Source organism: Mesorhizobium sp. M1143 (genome assembly GCF_040318435.1).
GTDB lineage: Bacteria > Pseudomonadota > Alphaproteobacteria > Rhizobiales > Rhizobiaceae > Mesorhizobium.
Window position 1 is genome coordinate 18645 of the sequence record NZ_JAMYMJ010000050.1, and the last position, 23684, is coordinate 42328.

The 23684-nt window shown below is 62.8% G+C and carries 26 protein-coding genes and 1 pseudogene; 11 read left to right on the forward strand and 16 right to left on the reverse strand.

Annotated features, from left to right (window positions below; genetic code table 11):
* Positions 1-6: 6 nt before the first annotated feature.
* From NKH35_RS25440 to mnmE, 4 genes are all read right to left on the reverse strand, one after another.
* Complete coding sequence (locus NKH35_RS25440) at positions 7-804, reverse strand: ParA family protein (RefSeq protein WP_023672118.1); 798 nt, start codon at positions 802-804, stop codon at positions 7-9.
* Positions 805-869: 65 nt separating this feature from the next.
* A complete protein-coding gene (gene rsmG / locus NKH35_RS25445; protein ID WP_023672117.1) occupies positions 870-1502 on the reverse strand; it encodes a 16S rRNA (guanine(527)-N(7))-methyltransferase RsmG in 633 nt (210 codons plus the stop codon).
* Positions 1499-3373: a tRNA uridine-5-carboxymethylaminomethyl(34) synthesis enzyme MnmG gene (gene mnmG / locus NKH35_RS25450; RefSeq protein WP_352916792.1), complete on the reverse strand. Its 1875-nt coding sequence runs from the start codon at positions 3371-3373 to the stop codon at positions 1499-1501. The genes rsmG and mnmG overlap by 4 nt, the downstream gene beginning before the upstream one ends.
* 330 nt (positions 3374-3703) lie before the next feature.
* Positions 3704-5026, reverse strand: a complete 1323-nt coding sequence (gene mnmE / locus NKH35_RS25455) for a tRNA uridine-5-carboxymethylaminomethyl(34) synthesis GTPase MnmE (protein ID WP_023672115.1) — start codon at positions 5024-5026, stop codon at positions 3704-3706.
* Between the two features lie 51 nt (positions 5027-5077).
* Here mnmE and NKH35_RS32055 point away from each other — a divergent pair.
* Positions 5078-5220, forward strand: a pseudogene (locus NKH35_RS32055) (DUF255 domain-containing protein); the annotation flags it as partial.
* 277 nt (positions 5221-5497) lie between these two features.
* On the opposite strand, the gene yddG reads toward NKH35_RS32055, so the two are convergent.
* The 4 genes from yddG to hemE all read right to left on the reverse strand — a co-directional run bounded on the left by yddG (position 5498) and on the right by hemE (position 9594).
* Positions 5498-6424 carry an aromatic amino acid exporter YddG gene (gene yddG / locus NKH35_RS25465; RefSeq protein WP_352916794.1) on the reverse strand — a complete coding sequence of 309 codons (927 nt, stop codon included), beginning with the start codon at positions 6422-6424 and terminating at the stop codon, positions 5498-5500.
* A gap of 167 nt (positions 6425-6591) precedes the next feature.
* Complete coding sequence (gene rho, locus NKH35_RS25470) at positions 6592-7857, reverse strand: transcription termination factor Rho (protein WP_023672113.1); 1266 nt, start codon at positions 7855-7857, stop codon at positions 6592-6594.
* 163 nt (positions 7858-8020) lie between these two features.
* Positions 8021-8563 carry a protoporphyrinogen oxidase HemJ gene (hemJ, locus tag NKH35_RS25475; protein WP_023685042.1) on the reverse strand — a complete coding sequence of 181 codons (543 nt, stop codon included), beginning with the start codon at positions 8561-8563 and terminating at the stop codon, positions 8021-8023.
* Positions 8563-9594: a uroporphyrinogen decarboxylase gene (gene hemE / locus NKH35_RS25480; protein WP_023685041.1), complete on the reverse strand. Its 1032-nt coding sequence runs from the start codon at positions 9592-9594 to the stop codon at positions 8563-8565. The genes hemJ and hemE overlap by 1 nt, the downstream gene beginning before the upstream one ends.
* A gap of 307 nt (positions 9595-9901) precedes the next feature.
* Between hemE and NKH35_RS25485 the strand changes: the two genes are divergently transcribed.
* From NKH35_RS25485 to dnaQ, 5 genes are all read left to right on the forward strand, one after another.
* Complete coding sequence (locus tag NKH35_RS25485) at positions 9902-10816, forward strand: pyruvate, water dikinase regulatory protein (RefSeq protein ID WP_502906996.1); 915 nt, start codon at positions 9902-9904, stop codon at positions 10814-10816.
* 58 nt (positions 10817-10874) lie between these two features.
* Positions 10875-11474 (forward strand): Maf-like protein, encoded by a 600-nt coding sequence (locus NKH35_RS25490; protein WP_352916797.1) that lies wholly within the window; start codon positions 10875-10877, stop codon positions 11472-11474.
* The gene (locus NKH35_RS25495) at positions 11467-12294 is read left to right on the forward strand and encodes a shikimate dehydrogenase (RefSeq protein WP_023702443.1); all 828 of its coding nucleotides are present in this window, start codon (positions 11467-11469) and stop codon (positions 12292-12294) included. The genes NKH35_RS25490 and NKH35_RS25495 overlap by 8 nt, the downstream gene beginning before the upstream one ends.
* A gap of 27 nt (positions 12295-12321) precedes the next feature.
* A complete protein-coding gene (gene coaE, locus NKH35_RS25500; protein ID WP_023702442.1) occupies positions 12322-12906 on the forward strand; it encodes a dephospho-CoA kinase in 585 nt (194 codons plus the stop codon).
* 125 nt (positions 12907-13031) lie between these two features.
* Positions 13032-13736: a DNA polymerase III subunit epsilon gene (gene dnaQ, locus NKH35_RS25505; RefSeq protein WP_023672106.1), complete on the forward strand. Its 705-nt coding sequence runs from the start codon at positions 13032-13034 to the stop codon at positions 13734-13736.
* A 262-nt stretch (positions 13737-13998) separates the two neighbouring features.
* Here the strand turns inward: dnaQ and secB are convergent, their stop codons facing one another.
* Both secB and NKH35_RS25515 read right to left on the reverse strand, forming a co-directional pair.
* A complete protein-coding gene (secB, locus tag NKH35_RS25510) occupies positions 13999-14499 on the reverse strand; it encodes a protein-export chaperone SecB (RefSeq protein WP_023672105.1) in 501 nt (166 codons plus the stop codon).
* A 164-nt stretch (positions 14500-14663) separates the two neighbouring features.
* A complete protein-coding gene (locus NKH35_RS25515; RefSeq protein ID WP_352500180.1) occupies positions 14664-15164 on the reverse strand; it encodes an FxsA family protein in 501 nt (166 codons plus the stop codon).
* Between the two features lie 197 nt (positions 15165-15361).
* Here NKH35_RS25515 and NKH35_RS25520 point away from each other — a divergent pair, with 197 nt between their 5' ends.
* The 4 genes from NKH35_RS25520 to NKH35_RS25535 all read left to right on the forward strand — a co-directional run bounded on the left by NKH35_RS25520 (position 15362) and on the right by NKH35_RS25535 (position 18129).
* On the forward strand, positions 15362-16066 hold the full coding sequence (locus tag NKH35_RS25520) for a Tim44/TimA family putative adaptor protein (protein ID WP_023672103.1): 705 nt from the start codon (positions 15362-15364) through the stop codon (positions 16064-16066).
* A gap of 79 nt (positions 16067-16145) precedes the next feature.
* Entirely contained in the window at positions 16146-17246 is a 1101-nt protein-coding gene (gene mltA / locus NKH35_RS25525) for a murein transglycosylase A (protein WP_023726729.1), read from the forward strand.
* Complete coding sequence (locus NKH35_RS25530) at positions 17243-17761, forward strand: Smr/MutS family protein (protein WP_023672101.1); 519 nt, start codon at positions 17243-17245, stop codon at positions 17759-17761. The genes mltA and NKH35_RS25530 overlap by 4 nt, the downstream gene beginning before the upstream one ends.
* Positions 17761-18129: a helix-turn-helix domain-containing protein gene (locus tag NKH35_RS25535; protein ID WP_023672100.1), complete on the forward strand. Its 369-nt coding sequence runs from the start codon at positions 17761-17763 to the stop codon at positions 18127-18129. Before NKH35_RS25530 ends, NKH35_RS25535 begins: the two co-directional genes overlap by 1 nt.
* A 95-nt stretch (positions 18130-18224) precedes the next feature.
* On the opposite strand, the gene NKH35_RS25540 is transcribed toward NKH35_RS25535, so the two are convergent.
* From NKH35_RS25540 to NKH35_RS25555, 4 genes are all read right to left on the reverse strand, one after another.
* Positions 18225-18431, reverse strand: coding sequence for a hypothetical protein (locus tag NKH35_RS25540; RefSeq protein ID WP_023672099.1), 207 nt, complete (start codon positions 18429-18431; stop codon positions 18225-18227).
* Positions 18432-18766: 335 nt separating this feature from the next.
* Positions 18767-19384, reverse strand: a complete 618-nt coding sequence (locus tag NKH35_RS25545) for a transglutaminase-like cysteine peptidase (RefSeq protein ID WP_352916799.1) — start codon at positions 19382-19384, stop codon at positions 18767-18769.
* Between the two features lie 192 nt (positions 19385-19576).
* The gene (locus NKH35_RS25550) at positions 19577-20854 is read right to left on the reverse strand and encodes a polyhydroxyalkanoate depolymerase (RefSeq protein WP_023824080.1); all 1278 of its coding nucleotides are present in this window, start codon (positions 20852-20854) and stop codon (positions 19577-19579) included.
* A gap of 252 nt (positions 20855-21106) precedes the next feature.
* Positions 21107-21466: a septal ring lytic transglycosylase RlpA family protein gene (locus tag NKH35_RS25555; RefSeq protein ID WP_023672096.1), complete on the reverse strand. Its 360-nt coding sequence runs from the start codon at positions 21464-21466 to the stop codon at positions 21107-21109.
* Between the two features lie 310 nt (positions 21467-21776).
* Between NKH35_RS25555 and NKH35_RS25560 the strand changes: the two genes are divergently transcribed.
* Positions 21777-21962 (forward strand): hypothetical protein, encoded by a 186-nt coding sequence (locus tag NKH35_RS25560; RefSeq protein WP_023686050.1) that lies wholly within the window; start codon positions 21777-21779, stop codon positions 21960-21962.
* Positions 21963-22266: 304 nt separating this feature from the next.
* Here NKH35_RS25560 and NKH35_RS25565 read toward each other — a convergent pair whose 3' ends face one another.
* Together NKH35_RS25565 and NKH35_RS25570 are read right to left on the reverse strand one after the other, a co-directional pair.
* Positions 22267-23070 carry an ATP-binding cassette domain-containing protein gene (locus NKH35_RS25565; protein ID WP_027048691.1) on the reverse strand — a complete coding sequence of 268 codons (804 nt, stop codon included), beginning with the start codon at positions 23068-23070 and terminating at the stop codon, positions 22267-22269.
* Between the two features lie 7 nt (positions 23071-23077).
* A partial coding sequence (locus NKH35_RS25570) for an ABC transporter permease subunit (RefSeq protein WP_352916801.1) occupies positions 23078-23684 on the reverse strand: 607 nt, incomplete at its 5' end.

Consider the following 23684-nt stretch of genomic DNA (forward strand, 5'->3'; position numbering starts at 1 on the left):
GCCTAATCATGCAGCGCGCAATTTTCGCTCGCGGCGGATCACTTCGGATGCCAATTGCAGATAGGCTTGGCTGCCGGAGCATTTCAGGTCGTAGAGGATCGCCGGCTTGCCATAGGAGGGCGCCTCGGACACTCGCACATTCCTAGGAATGATGGTCTCGTAGACCTTGTCGCCCATATGTGCCCGCACGTCCTGAACCACCTGGTTGGCGAGGTTGTTGCGGCCGTCATACATGGTCAGCACGATGCCCTGGATGATCAAGTCCGGATTGATCGAACGGCGCACCTGCTCCACCGTTTCCAGGAGTTGGCTTAGCCCTTCCAGCGCGAAGAACTCGCACTGCAGCGGCACAAGAACAGAATCGGCTGCCGCCATTGAATTCAAAGTCAAAAGGTTGAGCGAGGGCGGGCAGTCGATCAGCACATAGCCGAACGGCGCACCGCGCTCGGTGGCGGCGCGCAGCGCGTTGCGCAGCTTAAGCACGCGATCCGGCGCCGAGGCGATTTCCATCTCGATGCCGAGCAGATCGAGCGTCGACGGCACGATCGACAGGCCGGGCACCGCCGTTGGAATGGCCGCCTCTTCCAGGCCCAGTTCGCCGGTCAGCACATCGTACGAGGAGACGGTGCGGTCCTTGCGGTCGATACCGAGACCCGTCGAGGCATTGCCTTGCGGGTCGAGATCGACGATCAGCACCTTTTCGCCGATCGCGGCCAGCGCCGTGGCCAGATTGATGGCGGTGGTTGTCTTGCCGACGCCGCCCTTCTGGTTGGCGACGGTGATGATGCGAGGTCCGGTTTTCATGGGTCTGTGCCAGGTATTCATGTGGGCCAGGTATTCATTGCGTCGCCAAGGTTGCGAAGGAGAGCTTACGCAGTCTGCAGATCGGTCACTTCGAGGATGACGCCATGGGCGTCGGTCATGCTCGGATGTTCTACCAGATCGAAAGCCCAGCGGTGAGTGCTTTCTTCCACCTCGGAGCGGTAATCCCGGCCTTTGTGGAACAGCGCCCGCGATCCCTTGGTCAGCCACGGCGCCGACAGATCGAGCAGCGCCGGCAGCGCGGCCAGCGCCCGCGCCGTGATGATTTCCGGTGCGGAAACAAGCGCATAGCTGTCGTCGATGCGCCGCGCGACAACCCGCGCCGGCAAACCGAACTGGCCTATCATCGCTTGCAGAAAGGACGCTTTCTTGCGGTTGCTCTCGACCAGATCGATCGATGCGCCGTCGCGCTCGACCAGCAGGAAAGCCAGCACCAGGCCCGGAAAACCGCCGCCCGAACCGAGATCGGCCCAGTGTTTGGCCTGCGGGGCGATTCGCGCCAGTTGCGCGCTATCCAGAATGTGGCGGCCCCAGACATCGTCCAGCGTCGACGGCGCGGCCAGATTGATGCTTCGGTTCCATTTCAGGAACAGCTTTTCGAACGCCACCAGGCGATCGAATGTTTCACGTGAAACCGGTCCCGCAGCCTCTTGCAGGCTCGCCCATGAGGCAGCGCTCACGCAACGGCCCTTTGGGCGGCCGATTCGGCGTTGCGAACGTGCGCGACGATGATGGCCAGCGCCGCCGGCGTCATGCCTTCCATACGCTGCGCGTCAGCGATCGACCGGGGCTGACGCGCTAGCATCTTCTGCTTCAGCTCATTGGACAGGCCAGGAACATCGGCGAAATCCACCGACGCCGGGATCAGCCGGCTTTCCTCGTGGCGGATTTGTGCGACATCTGTCTGCTGGCGATCGAGGTAAACCGAATATTTCGCTTCCGTTTCGAGCCGCTCAGAGGTTTTGACGTCGATTGCGCCAAAGGCCGGCGCAACACGGGCCAGCCAAGCTATATTGACGCCGGGATAAGCGAGCAATTCGTAGGCGGAGCGGCGCACGCCGTCCCTGTTGATCTCCAGCCCATGCCGCGCTGCTTCGTTGGGCGTCATCGTTGTCGCAGCTGCGAGTTCGCGCGCCCTATCAAGATCCTGTGTGACTTGATTGAACCGCCGCGTTCGCTCCGGCGACACGATACCCAGCCGATTTGCCAGAGGCGTAAGCCTTTCATCGGCATTGTCGGCGCGCAGCGATAGGCGAAACTCCGCCCGCGAAGTGAACATGCGGTAGGGCTCGGCAATGCCGCGGCTGGTGAGGTCGTCGACCATCACACCGATATAGGCTTCGGTGCGGCTGAGCACGATTTGGTCGTCGGCCGCCGCCTTGCGCGCGGCGTTGAGCCCGGCGAGCAGGCCCTGCGCTCCGGCTTCTTCATAACCGGTGGTGCCGTTGATCTGACCGGCGAGGAAAAGCCCCGCAATACGTTTGGTCTCAAGCGTCGGCTCCAACTCGCGCGGATCGACATGGTCGTATTCGATGGCGTAGCCGGGCTGCAGCATGGTCGCGCGTTCCAGGCCCGGGATCGTCTTCAGAATGTCGAGCTGGACGTCTTCGGGCAGGGAGGTCGAGATGCCATTGGGGTAGACGGTGTCATCGTCCAGCCCTTCCGGCTCCAGGAATATCTGATGACCTTCTCGATCGCCGAACTTGACGATCTTGTCTTCGATCGACGGGCAGTAACGTGGACCTACGCCTTCGATCGAGCCGGAATACATGGCCGAGCGGCCGAGATTGGCGCGGATCAGCGCGTGCGTCGCCGGCGTCGTACGCGTAATACCGCAATGGATTTGCGGATTCTTGATTGTGTCGGTGAGCAGCGAGAACGGCACTGGATGTTCGTCGGCCGCCTGGCTTTCCAGCGACGCCCAGTCGATGGTGCGGCCATCGAGCCGCGGCGGCGTGCCGGTCTTCAGCCGTCCAAGCGCGAAACCGGCGCGGCTCATCGTCGCCGACAGGCCAAGGCTCGCCTGCTCGTTCATCCGCCCGGCGACAATCTTCCTGTCGCCAATGTGGATGAGGCCGCGAAGAAAGGTGCCGGTGGTCAGCACCACGGCGCCGCACGCCAACCGGCGCCCGCCGGCCAGGCGCACAGCGGCGACCCGTCCATCCACGATGTCGAAGTCCAGAACCTCGCCTTCGACGACGTCGAGACCGTTCTGCTGCCGAATCGCTTCCTGCATGGCCAGCCGATACAGCTTGCGGTCGGCCTGCGTGCGCGGCCCGCGCACGGCAGGGCCTTTGCGGCGATTGAGCAGGCGGAATTGGATGCCGGCAGCATCGGCGATGCGGCCCATCAGCCCGTCCATGGCGTCGATCTCACGCACCAGATGGCCCTTCCCGAGGCCGCCGATCGCTGGATTGCAGGACATGACACCGATCGTGTCGAAGCGCAGCGTCACCAGCGCGGTCCTGGCGCCGGCGCGCGCGGCAGAGCTCGCAGCCTCGCACCCGGCATGGCCACCGCCTACCACAACCACGTCATAGTGATCGATCATTGTCCCTTCCAGATTCAGAGATTTCCCGACACATGTCCCCACGAGAGGACGCTGTCAAGGATTGCAGGTTGATTCGTTCACGTGGACCGGAGTGCTGAAAGCCGCAGAGGTGTTTCACGTGAGTCATGGAAGCGGCGAAGCCTCGTTTGGCGCTGCCCCTTATCTATCTTCCGGCATCTTCTCCCCATGAACGGGGACAATGAGGGGCGGTGCAGGCTTTCGGCCACTTGCCCTTTTGCCAACCGTCTCGTTTCACGTGAAACGCACTTGGGCGGCCCCTATGTTTCACGTGAGTCACTCATACCAGCGCCCCGTCATGTTTCACGTGAGTCACTTTCCAATGCAAAACTGCGAAAAGATCACGTCCAGCAGGTCCTCGACATCCACCGCGCCGACAATCCGGCCAAGTCGGTCCGCCGCAAGACGCAGCTCCTCCGCCCGTAGCTCCTGGCCGCACTCTTGCCCCGACAAAGCCGAGATCAGAAAGCGCCTGGTCTCATTGAGCAGCTCCACATGCCGCAACCGAGACGGCAGGATGTCACCGGCATCGCCGATAGCAGCCGCGGCGCGCCTGCCGATCTCAGCCAGCAGTTCAGCCAAACCAGTGCCGTCCACCGTCGATATCAACGCATCATACGCCTCTGATCGCGGCGAACCTTTCAAGAGATCGACCTTGGTGCCGATTCTCAAAGCCGGGGCGTCAACAGGCATGTTGCCGATCGCAGTAGGGTCCGCCAGATCTTCCAGCAACAGCACCAGGTCAGCCGTATGCGCCTTGGCCCGCGCCTTTTCGATACCGATCGCTTCGATCTTGCCGGGCGACTCGCGCAGGCCCGCGGTGTCGGTTACCCTGACCCGCACTCCGTGGAGATCCAGCACCACTTCGAGCAAGTCCCGCGTCGTGCCGGGCTCGTCGGTAACAATCGCCGCCTCACGCCTGGCCAGCGCGTTGAACAGGCTGGATTTGCCGGCGTTCGGTGCACCGAGGATGACAACCTCAAACCCGTCACGGATGATCTCGGCGGCATGGAAGCCATCGACATGCCGGCCGATCTCGCCCACCATTGCGCGCACATCGGACCAAACCGTGTCCGAAACCGAACCGGGCACGTCGTCTTCGTCGGCGAAGTCGATTTCCGCCTCGATCATCGCCCGTGCATGGATCAGCCGACGGCGCCAGCCAAGATAGAGTTCGCTTTGCACTCCTTCGGCATTCTGCACGGCAAAGCGCCGCTGCGCTTCGGTTTCGGCGTTGACCAGATCGGCCAACGCCTCCGTCTCGACCAGATCCAGCTTGCCGTTGAGAAGAGCCCGGCGCGTAAATTCACCAGGTTCCGCATGACGCACGCCGTCAAACCCGGCAATGATCTCCAGCATCTTGCTGGCGACGGCGCGGCCGCCATGGACGTGGAACTCGGCGACATCCTCGCCGGTAAAACTGTTCGGCCCCGGAAAAAACAGCACCAGGCCGTTGTCGATAAGCGACCCGTCCACTGTTCGGAGCTTGCGCAGGGTCGCAACCCGGTCCTTGATCATGCCGTCGGCAACCGTTTCGACAGCGAATCGAGTTCTTGGTCCGGAGATGCGGATGACAGCGATGCCGGCAGGCAGGCGGCCGCTGGACAGCGCAACAATCGAATCGCCTGAAATCATTTGCCCGTTCTCACCGGTCGCCTAGCTGTCCGGTCGACAATCCCACAGTATGCGGCCGTCATGAACCGGCTGTTCGTCAATATCAAGGTCGATCGCGAGGAGCGGCCGGGCATTACCAAATCTGTATAGCCGCCTTGTCATCCATGTGCGAGCAGGCGGGTCCTAATTCCGACGCCAAGCAGTTCTGGGCGGGCCAGCAAGCCCTACGCAGGCCGCATCGTTAACGCTTGTGCCTGGCCCCGAGCCGTGAAGCTGGATCCTTCGCCCCCGACAGGCAAGCTTCGTTCCGGCTGCGAATCAGAAGCCAGACCCGCGTCACGCCGATATTGTCGCCCCGATCGGAACGCATGCGAATCGATCGAACATTGGCCAGTGGCATCCGGCCGCCAACCGGCAGACCGGAGCTATGCACCGGCTATCCTGCCCGTGGCGCCGGATCCGTAGGAACCGAGCCGCTGTTGCGACGGCAGGTCAACCGGTGTTTCCGTCCAACGCCGAAGGAAGCGGCGTCGCATCAATGGATGGCGACCGCGGCCCGAACAGCAAATCCTTGGCCGCGACCACCGCTCCGACCGTGATCAGGATGCAAGCAACAGCCACCGACCAGTGAAACACACCAAAGCCTGCCAGCAGAAGCACGATGACCGAGAAGAGGGGCGCGGCATAGGAGAGGGCGCCGAGGATCATGATGTCCCCGTGCTTGCAGCCATAGTCCCAGGCGTAAAAGCCGGCGCCTAGCGGTATTACGCCCAAGATGACGATGGCGCTCCACTCCGTCGCCGTCTGTGCCCAGACGGTGGTCTCAAGGGTGAGGTGCAGCACCAAGGCGACCGCAGCCGTGATGAAGCAGTAACCGACGACCACATCGGTCGGCACCTTGCCAAAGCGGCGCGATAAAACCGAATAGCCGGCCCAGATGAAAGCGCAGAACAGCGAGATGACATGCCCCTTCATCACACCATTGGCCAGTCCGATCGTGCCGCCCTTGGTGATCACCACAATGGCGCCGGCAAGGCCGAGCATGACGCCGGCAATGTGATGGGCCCTCAGCTTTTCTCCAGGCAGGAAGGCGCCAAAGACGACGATCAGCAACGGCCAGAGATAGGCGATCAGGCTGACCTCGACCGGCGGCGCCGACTGGATGGCGAAGAAATAGGCGCAGTGGTAGATGCACAGCCCCGCTGTGCCGAGCGCCCAGACCTGCCACGGCTGGCGCAGCGACTTGATCGCCGCCGGACGGACAAGCCAGCTCGACGCGCCGACCAACCCGCCAAGCAGAAACGTCATCGCCGCCAGCTGAAAGGGCGGAATCGGTCCCGCCGCCGTCGAAAGCAGCGCCAGGAAGGACCATGTCAGGATGGCCGAGAAGCCGATCAGGGTCGGGATTGTTTTCTCCATGCGGCTTCCGATCTTCGAGACGCGATTACTCGCATGACGACAGCTGTGGAAATTGCCGCCCAAGGCCACGCCCTGTCGGAAATGCGACCTGTTTGCCCCCGCAATGAAAAACCCCGTCCCAGTTCCCGGAACGGGGCTTCAATGCGAAACGATGGCCGACGAGAAGCTTACGTGTTCATCGAATCGAAGAAATCGGCGTTGGTCTTGGTCTGCTTCAGCTTGTCGATCAGGAACTCGATCGCATCCGTGGTTCCCATCGGCGCCAGGATGCGGCGCAGGACGAAGATCTTCTGCAGATCCTGCTTGGAGACCAGCAGGTCTTCCTTGCGGGTGCCGGACTTCAAAATGTCCATGGCCGGGTAGATGCGCTTGTCGGCGACCTTGCGGTCGAGCTGGATTTCGCAGTTGCCGGTGCCCTTGAACTCTTCGAAGATGACTTCGTCCATGCGGCTGCCGGTGTCGATCAGCGCGGTGGCGATGATGGTCAGCGAGCCGCCTTCCTCGATGTTGCGGGCCGCGCCGAAGAAGCGCTTCGGCCGCTGCAGCGCGTTGGCGTCGACACCGCCGGTCAGCACCTTGCCGGAGGACGGCACAACGGTGTTGTAGGCACGGCCGAGGCGGGTGATCGAATCGAGCAGAATAACGACGTCGCGGCCATGCTCGACCAGGCGCTTGGCCTTTTCGATGACCATTTCGGCGACCTGGACGTGGCGCACCGCCGGTTCGTCAAAGGTCGAGGACACGACCTCGCCCTTCACCGAACGCTGCATGTCGGTCACTTCTTCTGGCCGTTCGTCGATCAGAAGTACGATCAGATAGCATTCCGGATGATTGGCCGTGATCGAGTGGGCGATATTCTGCATCAGCACCGTTTTACCGGTACGCGGCTGCGCGTTGATGAGCGCGCGCTGTCCCTTGCCGATCGGCGCCACCAGGTCGATCACCCGCGACGAGATGTCCTTGCCGGTCGGATTGTCGATCTCCATCTTCAGCCGCTTGGTCGGATAGAGCGGCGTCAGATTGTCGAAATGGATCTTGTGACGGATCTTTTCGGGATCGTCGAAATTGATCGTGTTGACCTTGAGAAGGGCGAAATAGCGCTCGCCCTCTTTTGGGCTGCGGATCGGCCCTTCGACGGTATCGCCGGTCTTCAAGGAGAAGCGGCGGATCTGCGAGGGCGAGATGTAGATATCGTCGGGACCCGGGAGATAATTGGCGTTGGCTGAGCGCAGGAAGCCGAAACCGTCCTGCAACAACTCGACCACACCATCGCCGATGATCTCGACGTCCTGGGCGGCCAGTTTCTTCAGGATGGCAAACATCAGTTCCTGCTTGCGCATGACGCTGGCGTTTTCCACTTCGAGCGATTCGGCATAGGCGATCAGCTCTGGCGGCTTCTTGTTCTTGAACTCTGCGAGTTTCATTTCTTGCATAGACGGACTCTGAATCTGCTTTGGGGAAAATATATCGGCTGGATGCGATAAATGCCGGGCGCGGCCGAAAGCAATCAAGGGCGGCGCATGACGGGAAGGAAGACCCGTCTTTTATCGTCGGTCGGGGGAAAGAGCAAGCTGCGTTTTGTCGACCGAAATGGGCCTAGAACGGCTTGACGACAACCAGGATGACGATGGCGATCATCAGCAATGTGGGGATCTCGTTGACGATTCGCCAGTGCCGCGCCGGTTTTTCATTGCGGTCCTCGGCGAATTTCCTGACAGCACCGGCCAGATAGCCATGCACGCCCGACAGCAACAGCACCAAGCCTATCTTGGCGTGCAGCCAGCCGCCGTGAAAGCCAAACACTTTCCAGGCAAGCCAAAGCCCGAACACCCAGGTGACGATCATCGCCGGATTGATGATGCCGCGCAGCAGACGCCGCTCCATCACCTTGAAGGTCTCCGATTGGACGGACCCCTTCTCTGCGTCGGCGTGGTAGACCAGCAATCGCGGCAGATAGAGCATGCCGGCCATCCAGGAGATGACGGCCAGGATATGGATTGCCTTCGCCCAGGGATAGAAACCCTCAGGCGCAAAGAAAAACAAAAGTGCGGTGAGAACAACCAGCACTCCGATGCCGATGGTCATGCGCATCATCGCCCCACGAGTGCTGTTGCCGCGCGTATTATCCGATTGAGCCATCAGCGTGTCGCGCTCCGCACCTGCTTCACCATCGCCTCGACATGTGCCACCGGCGTCTCCGGCGTGATGCCATGGCCGAGATTGAAGATCAGCGGTCCGTCGCCCAGCGCCTTGAGGATCGCATCGACGCCGTCCGACAGGGCTTTGCCGCCGGCCACGAGCCGCAAGGGATCGAGGTTGCCCTGGACCGCACCCGAGCGCTGCAGTTCGTTCGCCGCCGCCAGGGGTACGGTCCAGTCGATCCCCAGCCCCGTGACACCGGTCTTCTCACGATAGGTCTCGTAGCGGGCGCCGGCGCCCTTGGGAAAGCCTATGATCGGAACATCGGGATGAACCGCACGAACCTGCCTGACGATCTCCGCCACCGGCTGCACGCAGAACTGATCGAAAGACGCATCATCAAGCACGCCGGACCACGAATCGAAAATCTGCACCACGTCGGCACCGGCTTCGATCTGGCGGATCAAATAGGCCGCGGAGTGGTCGGCGAGCACTTTCAGGAGATGCTTGAAGGCCGTCGGTTCGCGATAGGCAAACAGCCGCGCCGGCGCTTGGTCGGGTGTGCCGTGGCCAGCGATCATGTAGGTCGCCACCGTCCACGGCGCGCCGCAGAAGCCGATCAGCGTGGTCTCGTCAGGCAATCTTGCACGCAGCCGGCGAACCGTCTCGTAGACGGGTTCGAGATTCACGTGAAACGTTTCGCCGTTGAGAGCCGAAATCTGAGCTGCAGTGATTGGCGTCAGCAGCGGCCCGCGGCCCTCCTCGAAGCGGACATCGCGCCCCAGCGCATGCGGCACGACCAGAATGTCCGAGAACAGGATCGAGGCATCGAAGCCAAAGCGCTCGATCGGCTGCAGCGTCACCTCGACGGCCAGATCAGGATTGTAGCAAAGATCGAGGAAGGACCCGGCGCGCTTTCTGGTCTCGCGGTACTCCGGCAGATAGCGCCCGGCCTGGCGCATCATCCAGAGCGGCGGCGGAAACACTGCCTCGCCTCTCAGCACGTCCAGCACGATGCGGTTCTCGGGCATTGAGCGCTCTCTTCCCTGCCTTCTCTATAATTAAATAGTCTATTTCTAGAATCTTCTGATTCTAAGAGTCTGTTGGTATCGGTGGTTGTCACCTGTCCCGCTTTGCCCTGGAAAAGGCCAGCCAGCATTTTGTCGCGTGTTTCTTCCGCGGGATTGGCAAAGAGTGTGGATGACCAGGATTCCATCACTGGAGTCAATGGTTTGGCGTAGCAGCTGCAAAACCGCCTCTGTGGATGAAGCGCTGGCAAAAACGCCCGTCCCCAGATTTGTCCCCAGCCGCACCGTGGAGCTGACAGCGCATCGAATTGTGGACAACTGGCCTTCTGATACAGTCGCCTCCAGCCGGTCGCCTTTGCGGTCCCTATTTATCCACACAAGCCCACAGCCTGAGGCGCCCCCTGTGAACAAACCCCAGAGCTTCTTTCATCTGCACCTGATTTCCGACGCCACCGGCGAGACGCTGCTGGCGGCCGGCCGAGCCGCCTCGGCGCAATACAAGGATGCGCGAGCCATCGAGCATATCTATCCGCTCATCCGCACCGAAAAGCAGGTGGCGAAAGTCTTCGAGGACATAGAGGAGGAACCGGGCATCATCCTCTACACCGTCGTCGACCAGAAGCTGGCGCGCGGCATTGACGAGCGCTGCGCCACCATGGGGCTGCCCTGTGTTTCGGTGCTGGAGCCGGTCCTCACCGTCTTCCAGTCCTATCTTGGCACGCCGGCCGGCCGCCGCGTCGGCGCCCAGCATGTGCTCGACGCCGAATATTTCCACCGTATCGACGCACTCAATTTCACCATGGAGCATGATGACGGCCAGCTGCCGCTCAATATGGACGACGCGGATGTGGTGCTGATCGGCATTTCCAGGACATCGAAGACGCCGACCAGCATCTATCTCGCCAACCGCGGCATCAAGACCGCCAACATCCCGATCGTGCTCGGCGTGCCCGTGCCCGAAAGCCTGGTCGCTGCCACCAAGCCGCTGATCGTCGGGCTGATCGCCACCGCCGAACGCATCTCGCATGTCCGGCAGAACCGCGTGCTCGGCAACAGCAGCACCTACGAAGCGACCGATTATGTCGACCGTGCCTCGATCGCCGAAGAGCTCGCCTATGCCCGCCAGATCTGCACCCGCCACAATTGGCCGATGATAGACGTCAGCCGCCGTTCGATCGAAGAGACCGCGGCAGCCATTGTTGCCCTGCGGGGGAAGAATAGATGATGGGATGGCAACGCGACCTCCTGCCCCGATCAACCACAATCGACCAGGCCCAGAACCCATGACCGAAAAAATCATCCTTGCCTCCGGCAGCCCGTTCCGCAAAGCAATGCTCATCAATGCCGGGCTCGGCATCGAAGCGGTGCCTGCCGATGTCGACGAGCGTGCGCTCGAGGCGCCGTTGCAGGACAGCGGTGTGTCGCCGGAAGATCTCGCCCTGATACTCGCCGAAGCCAAGGCGACCGAGGTCAGCGAACGCAGACCGGGCGCCCTGGTGCTCGGCTGCGACCAGACTTTGTCACTGGGAGATGAAGTGTTCCACAAGCCGGCCGACATGGAAGGCGCCCGCCGCCATCTGTTGGCGCTGTCAGGCAAGACGCATCAGTTGAACAGCTCCGCCGTGCTCTGCCGCAACGGCAAGGTGCTGTGGCGCCATGTCGGCATCGCCAGCCTTACCATGCGCAAGCTCGATCCGGCCTTCGTCGGCCGGCACCTGGCCCGCGTCGGCGCCAAGGCGCTGTCGAGCGTCGGCGCCTACCAGATCGAGGGCGAAGGCATCCAGCTGTTCGAAAAGATCGAAGGCGATTATTTCACCATTGTCGGCCTGCCGCTGTTACCGGTGCTGGCGGAATTGCGTGCGCTCGGAGCCATCGATGGTTGAGAAAAAAGCTTTCGTCACCGGCCATCCGATCGCGCATTCGCGCTCGCCGAAGATCCACGGCTATTGGCTGAATACATACGGCATCGACGGCAGCTACCGTGCGATCGATGTCGCGCCGGCCGATTTTCCCGAGTTCCTCTCGTCGCTCGAGGCCAATGGCTATCAAGGCGGCAACGTCACCATCCCGCACAAGGAAGCCGCCTTCGCCCAGGTCGAACGCCGCGACGAGGCGGCGGAGATGATCGGCGCGGTCAACATGCTGTGGCTGGACGACGGCGTGCTGTGGGGCGGCAATTCGGACTGGATCGGCTTTGCCGGCAACCTCGACGAGCATGCCCCGGGCTGGGACAGGAATAGTCCGGCCGTGGTGCTCGGCGCCGGCGGCGCGTCGCGCGCGGTCATCCACGCGCTTAAATCGCGCGGCATCAAAGATATCCGCATCGTCAACCGCACATTGGCGCGGGCGCAGGAACTCGCCGACCGCTTCGGCGCCGGCGTCTCGGCACATGGCGCGGTCGGCGACTTGCTTGGCGATGCCGGCTTGCTGATCAACACCACGGCACTTGGCATGCATGGCGATGCGACGCTGGCCGCCGATCCGGCCGGCCTGCCAGCTCACGCCATTGTCGCAGACATCGTCTATGTGCCGCTGGAAACACCGCTGCTTGCCGCTGCCCGCGCGAGAAATTTGAAGACGGTCGACGGGCTCGGCATGCTGTTGCACCAGGCTGTGCCCGGTTTCGAACGCTGGTTCGGCAAGATGCCGCAGGTCACGCCTGAGTTGCGACAGATGATCGTCGCCGACATCCTCGCCAAATGATGGGTCGCAAATGATGGGCGCCAAATGATGATCGTGCTTGGCCTCACCGGGTCGATCGGCATGGGCAAGTCGACGACGGCGAAAATGTTCGTCGACGCCGGCGTGCCGGTGCATGATTCCGACGAGACCGTACATCGCCTCTATGCCGGCAAGGCAGCACCTCTCGTCGAGGCGGCCTTTCCGGGCACCGTGATTGCCGGTTCGGTCGACCGCACCGAGTTGGCGCGCCGCGTGCTCGGCAACGCTGCTGCGCTGAAGACATTGGAGGCGATCGTCCATCCGCTGGTGCGGGCCGATGCCGATGCCTTTCTGGCAAGGCACCGCGCCGCCGGCGCGCCGCTCGTCGTGCTCGACATTCCGCTGCTGTTCGAAACCGGCGGCCGCAACCGTGTCGACAAGGTCATCGTCGTCACCGCGCCGGCCGATATCCAGCGCGCCCGCGTGCTGGCGCGTCCTGACTTGAGCGAGGAAAAGCTGGCGGCCATCCTGGCCAAGCAGGTGCCCGATGCCGAAAAACGCCGGCAGGCCGATTTCGTCATCGACACCGGTGAAGGCATGGACGCCGCCCGCACCGCGGTCGGCGCGATCATTGCCGAGCTCTCAGGACGCTGAGCTCGCCTGCTAACTCCTGGGGGATAAGTCGCGCCCATCAGGCCCCTGACGGCAGGCTGTCGGCATTACCCATTGCCATTTTGTTCCGCTCCATGATTCTACTCCTCCAGGAGTAGGTTGATTCTATGCGTGAGATCATTTTCGATACCGAAACCACCGGACTCGACATGCGCGACGACCGCATCATCGAGCTTGGCGGCGTCGAGCTGGTCAACCGCTTCCCGACCGGCCGCACCTTCCACAAATTCATCAATCCGCAGGGGCGCGCCGTCCATGTCGAGGCGCAAGCCGTGCACGGCATCAGCGCCGCCGACCTCGTCGGCAAGCCGACCTTTGCCGAAATCGCCGAGGAATGGCTCGCCTTCACCGACGGCGCCAAGCTCGTCGCCCACAACGCCAATTTCGACATCGGCTTCCTCAACACGGAATTCGGGCGGCTCGGCCAGCCGGCCATAGACACCGGGCGCGTCGTCGACACGCTGGCGCTGGCGCGGCGCAAGCATCCGATGGGCCCCAATTCGCTCGACGCGCTCTGCCGCCGCTACGGCATCGACAACGGCCACCGCACCAAGCACGGCGCGCTGCTCGATTCCGAGCTCCTGGCCGAGGTCTACATCGAACTCATCGGCGGCAAGCAGGCCGCACTTGTCCTCGACGCGGTCGTGGTGCAGCTCAACAGCAATGGCGACGTTGCCGACATCGACATCTCGATCGCCGCCAGGCCAATCGCCCTGCCGCCGCGCCTGACCGAGGGCGAGCGAGCGGCGCATGCGGGGCTGGTGGCGACGCTGGGTGAAAAGGCGCTGTGGCTGAAGGTGGCGGCGGGGTGAACGGATCGCGGAGGTAGCGTTCCGTCACACCCCTCTCTGGCCTGCCGGCCATCTCCCCCTCAAGGGGGGAGATCAGCAGCTTCGCCGCTCCAGCCCATTCCTGCAACGTCTAAAGTTGGCGAAGGTCGCGATGACGGCCAATCTCCCCCCTTGAGGGGGAGATGCCTGGCAAGGCAGAGGGGGTGCTGTCCCGCCAGCATCTCAGTATACTAAAAGCCCGGCACGAAGCCGGGCTTTCAACTCATGCGCGTGACGCTTGCCTTCAGCTCACCTTGACCTTCGATGCCGCCTGGTCCTCGGCCAGCTTCTGCTGGAACATCTGTGCAAAATCGATCGGGTCGAGCATCAACGGCGGGAAGCCGCCATTGCGGGTGGCTTCGGCGATGATCTGGCGGGCGAACGGGAACAAGAGCCGCGGGCATTCGATGAACAGGATCGGCAGCATGTGTTCCTGCGGGAAGCCGGCGATGGCGAATACGCCGCCATAGACCAGTTCGACATTGAACAGCACTTCCTGGTCGAAAGAGGCCTTGGCGTTCAAGGTCAGATTGACGTCGAACTGCTTGTCGGAGAGCGGGTTGGCATTGACATTGACGTTGATCGCGATGCCGGGGGCCTTGTCGCGGCCGCGCAACGAGTTCGGCGCGCCGGGGCTTTCGAAGGACAGGTCCTTCACATACTGGGCAAGCACGTTGAGCGACGGCTGCGCCGTTTCGCCGTTGCCGTTGGCGGCGCCGACCGGCGCGTCATCTTTGCTGGCCATGAGCCTTGTTCCTTTTGTCTGGACAGCAGCGCTGACCGAATTGAAATCGGGCGTTGGCTAGCATGGTCGGCATGACAAGACAAGGTTTGCCGCCTTCAGGCCGAAGGGGTCGATGTAGCCTCAGTCGTCCTCAAGGCGACGGTCAGTCGTCCTCAAGGCGACGGTCAGTCGTCCTTCAGGCGGCGCCACGGCGAGTTATGGTCGGGACCGCGCTTGAAATCGTCCTCGCGCGAATAGTCGCCGTCGTCGAGGTCGATGACCTTGTCGCGCGACCTGCCGCGAAAACCGCCGGCGGTGAAATCGGTCGCGACGACGATGCGGCCCTTGAGCCTGCGCCAGGCAAGGTCGCGTACCGGCGGCAGGAACAGCAGCAGGCCGACAATATCGGTAATGAAGCCGGGGATGATCAACAGGATGGCGGCGACCACGATCATGGCGCCATGCGCGAGCTGGCGGCTGGGGTCGCCGCCGCCGGCCATCTCGGCACGGACCCGCGCCATGACGCCAAAACCCTGGTGCCGGAGCAGAAGCACGCCGGCAATGCTTGAAGCCAGCACCAGGCCGACCGTCGCCAGCGCCCCGACCTCGCGGCCGACAATGACGAAACCGGCGATTTCCAGCAGCGGCAGCGCAAGCAGGAACAGAGGAAGGAAGGAAATGCGCAAATCTTGACCGATCGTTTCCATGTTTGCCGGGCGGCGCATAATCGCCGCTGGCACTGAGGCCGTTAGATAGGTATGCCTGCCTTTGATTTGAATGATTGCGCCATGCGTTCTATATGCTTTGCATGTTTAACGCCATGCGACCGCCGCCCGGATTGGCTGGCGGTCCCGGCCAGGTCAGGGATTGATTGGCGAAAGATATGGGATTCTTCGACTTCGGCACCATTTTCTTTCTGATTGCGGCGGTGGTGATCTTTTTCCAGCTGCGCAACGTGCTTGGCCGCCGCACGGGCAGCGAGCGCCCGCCCTTCGATCCGTACACGGCCAGCCGCACCGAGAAGGACGCGACCCAGAAGCCCGAAAATGTGGTTTCGCTGCCACGCAAGCGCATGCCGGGCGAGACGGCTGCCGAGACCTATGCGGCCATCGATGCCTTCGCCAAGCCCGACACCGACCTCAACAAGGGCCTGCGCGCGATCAAGGACAATGATCCCTCCTTCGACCCCAAAGTCTTCGTCGACGGCGCCAAGATGGCTTATGAGATGATCGTCATGGCCTATGCCGATGGCGACCGAAAAACGCTGAAAAACCTGTTGTCGCGCGAGGTTTTTGACGGCTTCGTTGCCGCGATTGGCGACCGCGAGGCGAAAGCCGAAAAGATCCAGTCCTCCTTCGTCGGCATCGACAAGGCCGACATCGTCTCGGCCGAGATGAAGGGCGGCGAGGCCCACATCACGCTGCGCATCGTGAGCGAACTGATTTCGGCGACCCGCGACAAGGCGGGTGCCGTCATCGATGGCGATCCCGAGACGGTGGCCGAGGTCAAGGATGTCTGGACCTTCGCCCGCGACACACGCTCGCGCGATCCGAACTGGAAGCTGGTCGCCACCGAGGAAGAAGACTGAGCCTATGCATGTCGCCCGGTGCGGGCAGCTTTTTTGGGATAGCGACATGCAGGCAAACATCGGCAGTGGCGAGGCTGAGGTGTCGCTCTCGCCGCTTTTCGTGGAAAAGTCCTTCGATGATCTTCCCGGTTGGAATTTCGATGACCATCTGCCCGCTTTCGAAGCCTTCCGCCGTTCGGCCTTTCATGTCCTGAACAAGCCCTACCGCACCGGTTCGTTGGGCGTCCGGTTCGACGCGTTTGCCGGCGCTTATGACGAGGCGCGCACCGTTTCGCCGGCGAATCGGTCGGCGGCCAAGGGTTTTTTCGAGCGCCATTTCGCCCCAGTCCAGATTCGATCCGAAAACCCCGGCCTGGTCACCGGCTTCTACGAGCCGGAGGTCGAGGCCTCACCAGTGCGCACGGATGAATTCACGGTGCCGCTGCTGGAGCGGCCTTCCGATCTCGTCGACATCGATGATGCCAACCGTCCTCGAGGGATGGACGACTATCTCGCCTTCGCCCGCGATACGCCGCAGGGCCTGGTGGAGTATTTCGACCGCAGTGAGATCGAGAGAGGCGCGCTGGCCGGCCAAGGCCTGGAAATCGCCTGGCTTGCCGACAAGGTCGACGTCTTCTTCATCCATGTGCAAGGTGCGGCCAGGCTGAAGATGACCGACGGCCGGCTTTGCCGCGTCACCTACGCCGCCAAATCCGGCCAACGTTTCAGCGGTCCGGGGAAGATTCTCGCCGAACTCGGCGAAATCCCACTGGAAAAAGTGACGATGCAGTCTATCCGCGCCTGGTTCAGGGCGCATCCGGATCGCGTCGACGAGATCCTCTGGCAGAACCGCTCCTATATCTTCTTTCGCGAAGCCGATGTCGACGATGCCGCACTCGGTCCTATCGCCGCCGCCAAGGTGCCGTTGACGCCGGGCCGTTCGCTCGCGGTCGACCGGCTGCGGCACACATTCGGTACCCCCTTCTACATCGACGCTCCGTCGCTGACCGCCTTCGACGGAAAACCGTTCCGGCGGCTGATGATTGCGCAGGACACCGGCTCGGCCATCACCGGACCGGCGCGGGGCGATCTGTTCGCCGGCTCCGGCGATGCGGCCGGCGAGATCGCCGGCGTCGTTCGCAATGCGGCCGATTTCTATGCCTTGGTTCCACGCGCTCTCGTTTCGGAATCGAATCGATGAGCAAGCGCCCCGATAAACTCAACGAAGACGACCGGGTGCTGTGGAACCTGGTGGCGCGCACCGCCCGACCGCTGAAGGGCCGGACCGCGGTCGAGATTCCCGACATCGTCGTCGACCCCAAGCCGGCACAGACGCCGGTCGCTGTCGGTCCGGTCCTCGCCGCCAAGCCGAAGGCGCAGCATGTATCGCACGCGCTGGACGAGCCGACATTGGACAAGCTGAAGAAGGGCCGGCTGCCGATCGAAGGCCGCGTCGATCTGCATGGCATGACCCAGGACGAGGCCTATTCGCTGCTGTTTTCGTTCCTGCACCGGGCCCATGCCGGCGGCATCCGCTATGTCCTCGTCATTACGGGAAAAGGGTCGTCGTCGGGCGGCGACGGCGTCTTGCGGCGCGCCGTGCCTGCCTGGCTGTCGACGCCTGCCTTCCGGCCGCTGGTCTCCAGCCACGATCACGCCGCCCGCAACCACGGCGGTTCGGGCGCGCTCTACGTTCGACTCAGGCGAACCCGCTGATGACGCCGTTCGGCGAAAAACTGCGGGCGCTTCGAGCCGAGCGCGGCTTGCGCCAGAAGGACATGGCGCAGGCGATCGGAGTCAGCGCCGCCTATTTGTCGGCGCTGGAACATGGCCGCCGCGGCGCGCCGACCTGGACGCTGATCCAGAAGATCATCGGCTATTTCAACGTCATCTGGGACGATGCCGAAGAGCTGGCGCGTCTGGCCGAGGCCTCACATCCGCGGGTGAGACTCGATACGTCCGGCCTCAGTCCTGCCGCCACCGAGTTGGCCAATCTCCTGGCCGAAAACATCGAGAAGCTGGACGAAGCCGAGCTTGCCCGCATCACCGGCTCGATCCGGGCCGCACTGGAGCGGCGTAAGTAGGGCGGCGCCAAGGCCACGAATGCTCATCAATAGCGCCGGCATTTCATCCTGAAGGCGATGCCCGCCGGCCGTTAGCCAGCGGGCATATAGCGAGATTACTTCGCGCCGGCCTGGCCGCCACGGCCGCCAGTGCTGTCATGATCGCCGCCGCGACCGCCACCCAGGCAGTCCGAGGTGAGATCGCAACAGCGATTGCCCCACTGGTTGTTCTTGGCGCAGCCGGTCTGGTCGGCCATAGCGGATCCGGCCAGGGACGATACCGCGATGGCGGCGAGGAAAGCATTACGCAGGAAAGCAGTCATTTGAAGTCTCCATGGTTGGGTTTCTGTTTACGGCTGTGTGTCGCCGCTGGAGACGGTTTGGTTCACGCAGGTAGCGAAATTTTTTGAGGAGGCGTTTCGAGAGATAAGATTTCGAGGGCAGCGCTGCCCTCATCCGCCTGCCGGCGACTATTTTGCAACGTTGACGATTGGCGAAATCACCGATGGCAGCATCTTTCTCCCCGTCATATACGGGGAGAAATGCCCGGCAGGGCAATGAGGGGCAGCGCCGACTTGCGGTTATCTCGTGAAAGTTATTAGCCGCGGGCTTCCGACGAAGCTGTTCGCAGCGACGCGCTCACATGCATCGTCCTTATTTACTGAACCGCGCCGACCAGCACCTGCTGGCCGCCGCGGATCGAGACCCAGCGGCCGGTGTTGTCGATGGCCTGCCGCTTGAGGAAGCGATAGCCGGTGGCGTCCCAGATCTTCACCTTGTCGGTCAGATTGTCGAGGACGTAGTCGCCCTTGTCGGTGCGCACCGTCAGCACGGCATGGCCTTCGCCGTCCGGCTTGCGCACGACGGTGATCAAGAGATCGGCCAGCGACACGCCAGAGCGCGAGAGCTGGCGGCGCTTTTCCAGCACATAGTCTTCGCAATCGCCGACGCCCTTGTCGGGATAGGCCCAGACCTCGTCCTTGCCATAGATGTCGTAGTCGCTCATCGGCTTTACGGCGGCGTTGACCCTTGACGTCACGTTGATCAGCTTGCGCATGAAGGCGTCGGTCATCGCGGCGGGGTTGGGGTTGCTCGGCCGGATCGAGCATTCGCCGGGCTGGGTTTTACAGAAATCATAGTGGCCGATCGGCTGCGAGGTCATGCCGCCCGTCGCCATGGCGCCGCCTGCAAGTGCCGGCACTGCCCCGCACGCAGAGATCGCCAGCCCTGCTGCCGCCCACAAGCGCAGCGTCCGTGCTATCGGTGAGGAAGTCATTGTCCCCGTTCGCCCTTGTTGTTAACGAAAGGTTAAAGGGGATTTACACTCCGTGTCAATTATCGGGGGAGCCAGATTCTTCGGCATGGTTACCCGCGCCCGCCCAACAGCGTCTATTGTGCAACAGAACGCCTGTGGCGCGCAAAATCGCCCCGCTGCTGCGGGCAATGCACGCTGCAGCTGGATCGAGCCTCAGCTTTTGGCGGAGCGGACCAGCTTGGGTTTCACCGCTACGCGTGTTTGGCGGCCGTAGCTTGTGATGAAATCGACGATGCGCGGAACGATTTCCGAGCGGAATCGCGACCCGTTGAAGACGCCGTAATGGCCGACGGCCGGCTGCATGTAATGCGCATGCCGGTCAGCCGGGATGTTGGGGCAGAGATCATGCGCGGCCTGGGTCTGGCCGAGGCCGGAAATGTCGTCGTTCTCGCCTTCGACCGTGAACAGCGCGACATTGCGGATCGCCTTGGTGTCGACCACCTCGCCGCGATGCGTCATCTCGCCCTTGGGCAGCGCATGGCGCACGAACACCGTGTCGACGGTCTGCAGATAGAATTCCGCCGTCAGGTCCATCACCGCCAGATATTCGTCGTAGAAATCGCGGTGCTTCTCGGCACTGTCGCCGTCATGCTTGACCAGGTGCATGAAGAAGTCCTTGTGGGCGGTGATGTGCCGGTCGAGGTTCATGCTCATGAAGCCCGACAGCTGCAGGAAGCCCGGATAGACTTCGCGGCCGAAGCCCGGCACCGGCCAGGGCGCGTGCATGATGACGTTGTCGCGGAACCAGTCGATGCCCTTTTCCTTGGCCAGAAGATTGACCGCGGTCGGATTGCGGCGGGTGTCGATCGGCCCGCCCATCAAGGTCATGGTCGAGGGCACGAAGGGATCGCCGCGCTTTTCCATCAGCGCCACCGCTGCCAGCACCGGCACCGAAGGCTGGCACACCGCCATCACATGGGTGTCCGGCCCCAGCGCATGCAGCATGTCGATGATGTAGTCGATATAATCGTCGAGGTCGAAATGGCCGTCGGTCACCGGTACCATGCGGGCATCGACCCAGTCGGTGATGTGCACGTCGGCATAGGGCAGCATCGCCTCGACCGTGCCGCGCAGCAGCGTCGCATAATGGCCCGACATCGGCGCCACAATGAGAAGCTTGGGGTCGGCCTTTCGCCCGGCGGGCACCGACCGCTCGAAGCGGGTAAGATTGCAGAACGGCTTCGACCACACCGTCTTTTCGCTGACCTCGACGCTCTTCCAGTCGACCACGGTCTTGCTCAGGCCGAAATGCGGCTTGCTGTAGCGGCGCGTCGTGCGCTCGAACAGTTCGGCGGTGGCGGCGACCGAGCGGCCCCACGGCGTATGCGAAAACGGATTGAGCGGGTTGGTGTAGAACAGCCGCACTGCATCGGCATAAAGCCGCGCGGGCTGCAGGGCGGCATGGTTCATTTCATAGAGCTGGTAGAACATCAGGTACTCCGCAGCTGCCGTGACCGAAGGGACGACGGACAGCGCCGAGCCTTGAATGTCTCGCGCGGAGGTTAACAAGATATTGCTGCGATGCAATACGTCACGTGGCGTGACATATGCCAATCTTTCGTCCAAGGCCTTGAGAAACCGCGTTGGGCGGGTGCAGCCGGCTCAATGTGCACTGCAAAATGCAAGGCTGTTGGACGACGGGGCAGGATGTGTCCGGCCCGATCGGGCCGGACTTGGACAGATCTAGACGCGCGCCATGCACACCGAGGTATGGCCGGAGCCGATGAAGCCGAGTTGGCCGGCGGCGCCCTTGGACAGATCGAGCACGCGCCCTTTGATGAACGGGCCGCGGTCGTTGATGCGCACGATGACGCTGCGGCCATTATTCTGGTTGGTCACTTTCAACTTGGTGCCGAAAGGCAGGCTGCGGTGCGCGGCGGTCAGCGCCGACGGGTTCATGCGTTCGCCATTGGCGGTCCTGGAATGCAGTGCGTACCAGGAGGCGCGGCCGCACTGGCCAGCGGCGGAGGAGGCGGATGCACCGACCATCAGGCCAGCCGCGATCGTTACCGCGACAAGCGCGGTCTGGTTTGTTTTCTTCATGTTGGGGGGATTGGCTCCGTTTTCGACAGACCCCAGCCGTTAAGTGTCGAATAAGGCAGGAAATGCGGCAAGCATCGGGCAGTTCCGTGGCACCGGCACACGTTTGGAGTCGCTGGGAAACAGTTTGTCAGGCATCTTTCGTGTGGCGCGGCCGTATCGCCGGCGATATTGCGAGCTGTTTCACAGATTCCGTGAGCAAGGCAGGACGTTATAGTACAAGTAGAAGAGAGCGCGATTGGGCGCCGTCCTTTCGCTCTGTCATCACGGTCATGGCGCAGTTGACGATCGACTTCGGAAAGGAATCTTGGCGATGAGACTGTTCAGATATCTGCTGGCGCTGATCGTACTGGCCATCGGCGCGCTGTGGTCGCTGCAAGGCATTGGCGTGGTCGGCGGCAGCTTCATGACCGGCCAGTCGCAATGGCTCTATATCGGCATCGTGACCATGCTGGTCGGTTTCGCCGGGCTGGTATGGGCGAGCCGTTCGCCGGGGTGAGTTGCGACGAAAAATCGACCCACACAGATCGACCCCACTCCGTCGCGCTTCGCTCGACACCTCTCCCCCGAAGGCGCGAGCCTTGCAGGGGCGCGAACTTATGCGGCCTGGCTCCCTTCCTCTCCCTCCGGAGGGGGGAGAGGTGGCGCCGCGAAGCGGTGACGGAGTGGGGGAAGGCGCTGGTCAAACCCGCAGTCGCAAACAGGGCCAACCCGGCGAGCAAGAAAACAGCCACCCCATATTGCCGGTCCATTCTGTTACCTATCTATCCGGTTCGGATAGAATGCCCTGCCCGCGATAGGCTCTACCCGAACAGCTGATCCAGAATCCTGCCCTCCAGCCTGGCAAGCTCGACCGAACCGCGCCGGCGCGGCCGCGCCACCGACACGTCGAGATCGAGCGCGATGCGGCCCTCGTCGATCACCACTACCCGGTCGGCGAGCGCAACCGCCTCGGCGACGTCATGCGTGACCAGCACGGCGGTGAATTTTTGCTCCAGCCAGATGCGTTCCAGAAGCTGCTGCATTTCGATGCGGGTCAGCGCATCGAGCGCGCCGAGCGGCTCGTCGAGCGCCAGGATCCGAGGCTGGCCGATCAGGGCGCGCGCCAGCGCCACGCGCTGCTTCTGGCCGCCCGACAGCACCGAGGGCCATTCGTCGGCGCGGTCGGCGAGGCCGACTTCACCCAGGATGGCGAGCGCGCGCCGCCTGGCTTCCGCACCGGTGGCAAGCCCGGTCAGCCCGACCTCGACGTTTTTCACCACGCTGGCCCAGGGCAACAGCCGCGGCTCCTGGAACATGAAGCGGCTCTCTTCCCCGGCGCCGGCCTTGGCTTCCGGCCCGAATGTCAGCGATCCTGCCGTCGGCCGGTCGAGCCCGGCCAGCAGCCGCAAAAGCGTGCTCTTGCCGCAGCCGCTCTTGCCGATGACGGCAACGAACTGCCCGACCGGCACGTCGAGATCGATGCCGTCGAGCACGACCTTGTCGCCAAAGCGCTTTTCCACGCCCTTGAAGGCAAAGGCGCGCTGCCTGTCGACGGCCTCCTCCGGCCGTGACGGTTCCGGCGCGGCGACGAAGGAACGGATGGCGGTCAGGCTGGCGGTTGGCATCGAACCCTCAGGCGTTCTGGAAGGCGGGATGCCAGCCGAGCGACAGCCGCTCGAGCAGGCGGGCGAAGCTGTCGGCAAGCTTGCCGAGCAGCGCATAGATCAGGATCGACAGCACGACGACATCGATCAGCAGGAATTCGCGTGCCTGCATGGCCATGTAGCCGAGGCCGGAACTGGCCGAGATGGTTTCGGCAACGATCAGCGTCAGCCACATGATGCCTAAGGCATAGCGCAGGCCGACGAAGATCGCCGGCAGCGCGCCGGGCAGGATCACCTGAAAAAACAACGCGCGGCGGTCCATGCCGTAGACCCGGCCCATCTCGACCAGATGCGGGTCGACGCTCTGGATGCCGAGCAGCGTGTTGACGTAGATCGGGAAGAACACGCCGAGCGCCACCAGGAACAGTTTTGCTTCCTCGTCGATGCCGAACCACAGGATGACCAGCGGGATCAGCGCCAGATGCGGGATGTTGCGGATCATCTGTAGCGTCGTGTCGGTCAGGCCGCGGCTGAGCGCCGACAGCCCGTTGGCAAGGCCGAGTGCAAAGCCTATCGAGCCGCCGATGGCAACCCCGGCCAGCGCGCGCAGCGGGCGGACGCCGATGTTCTGTATC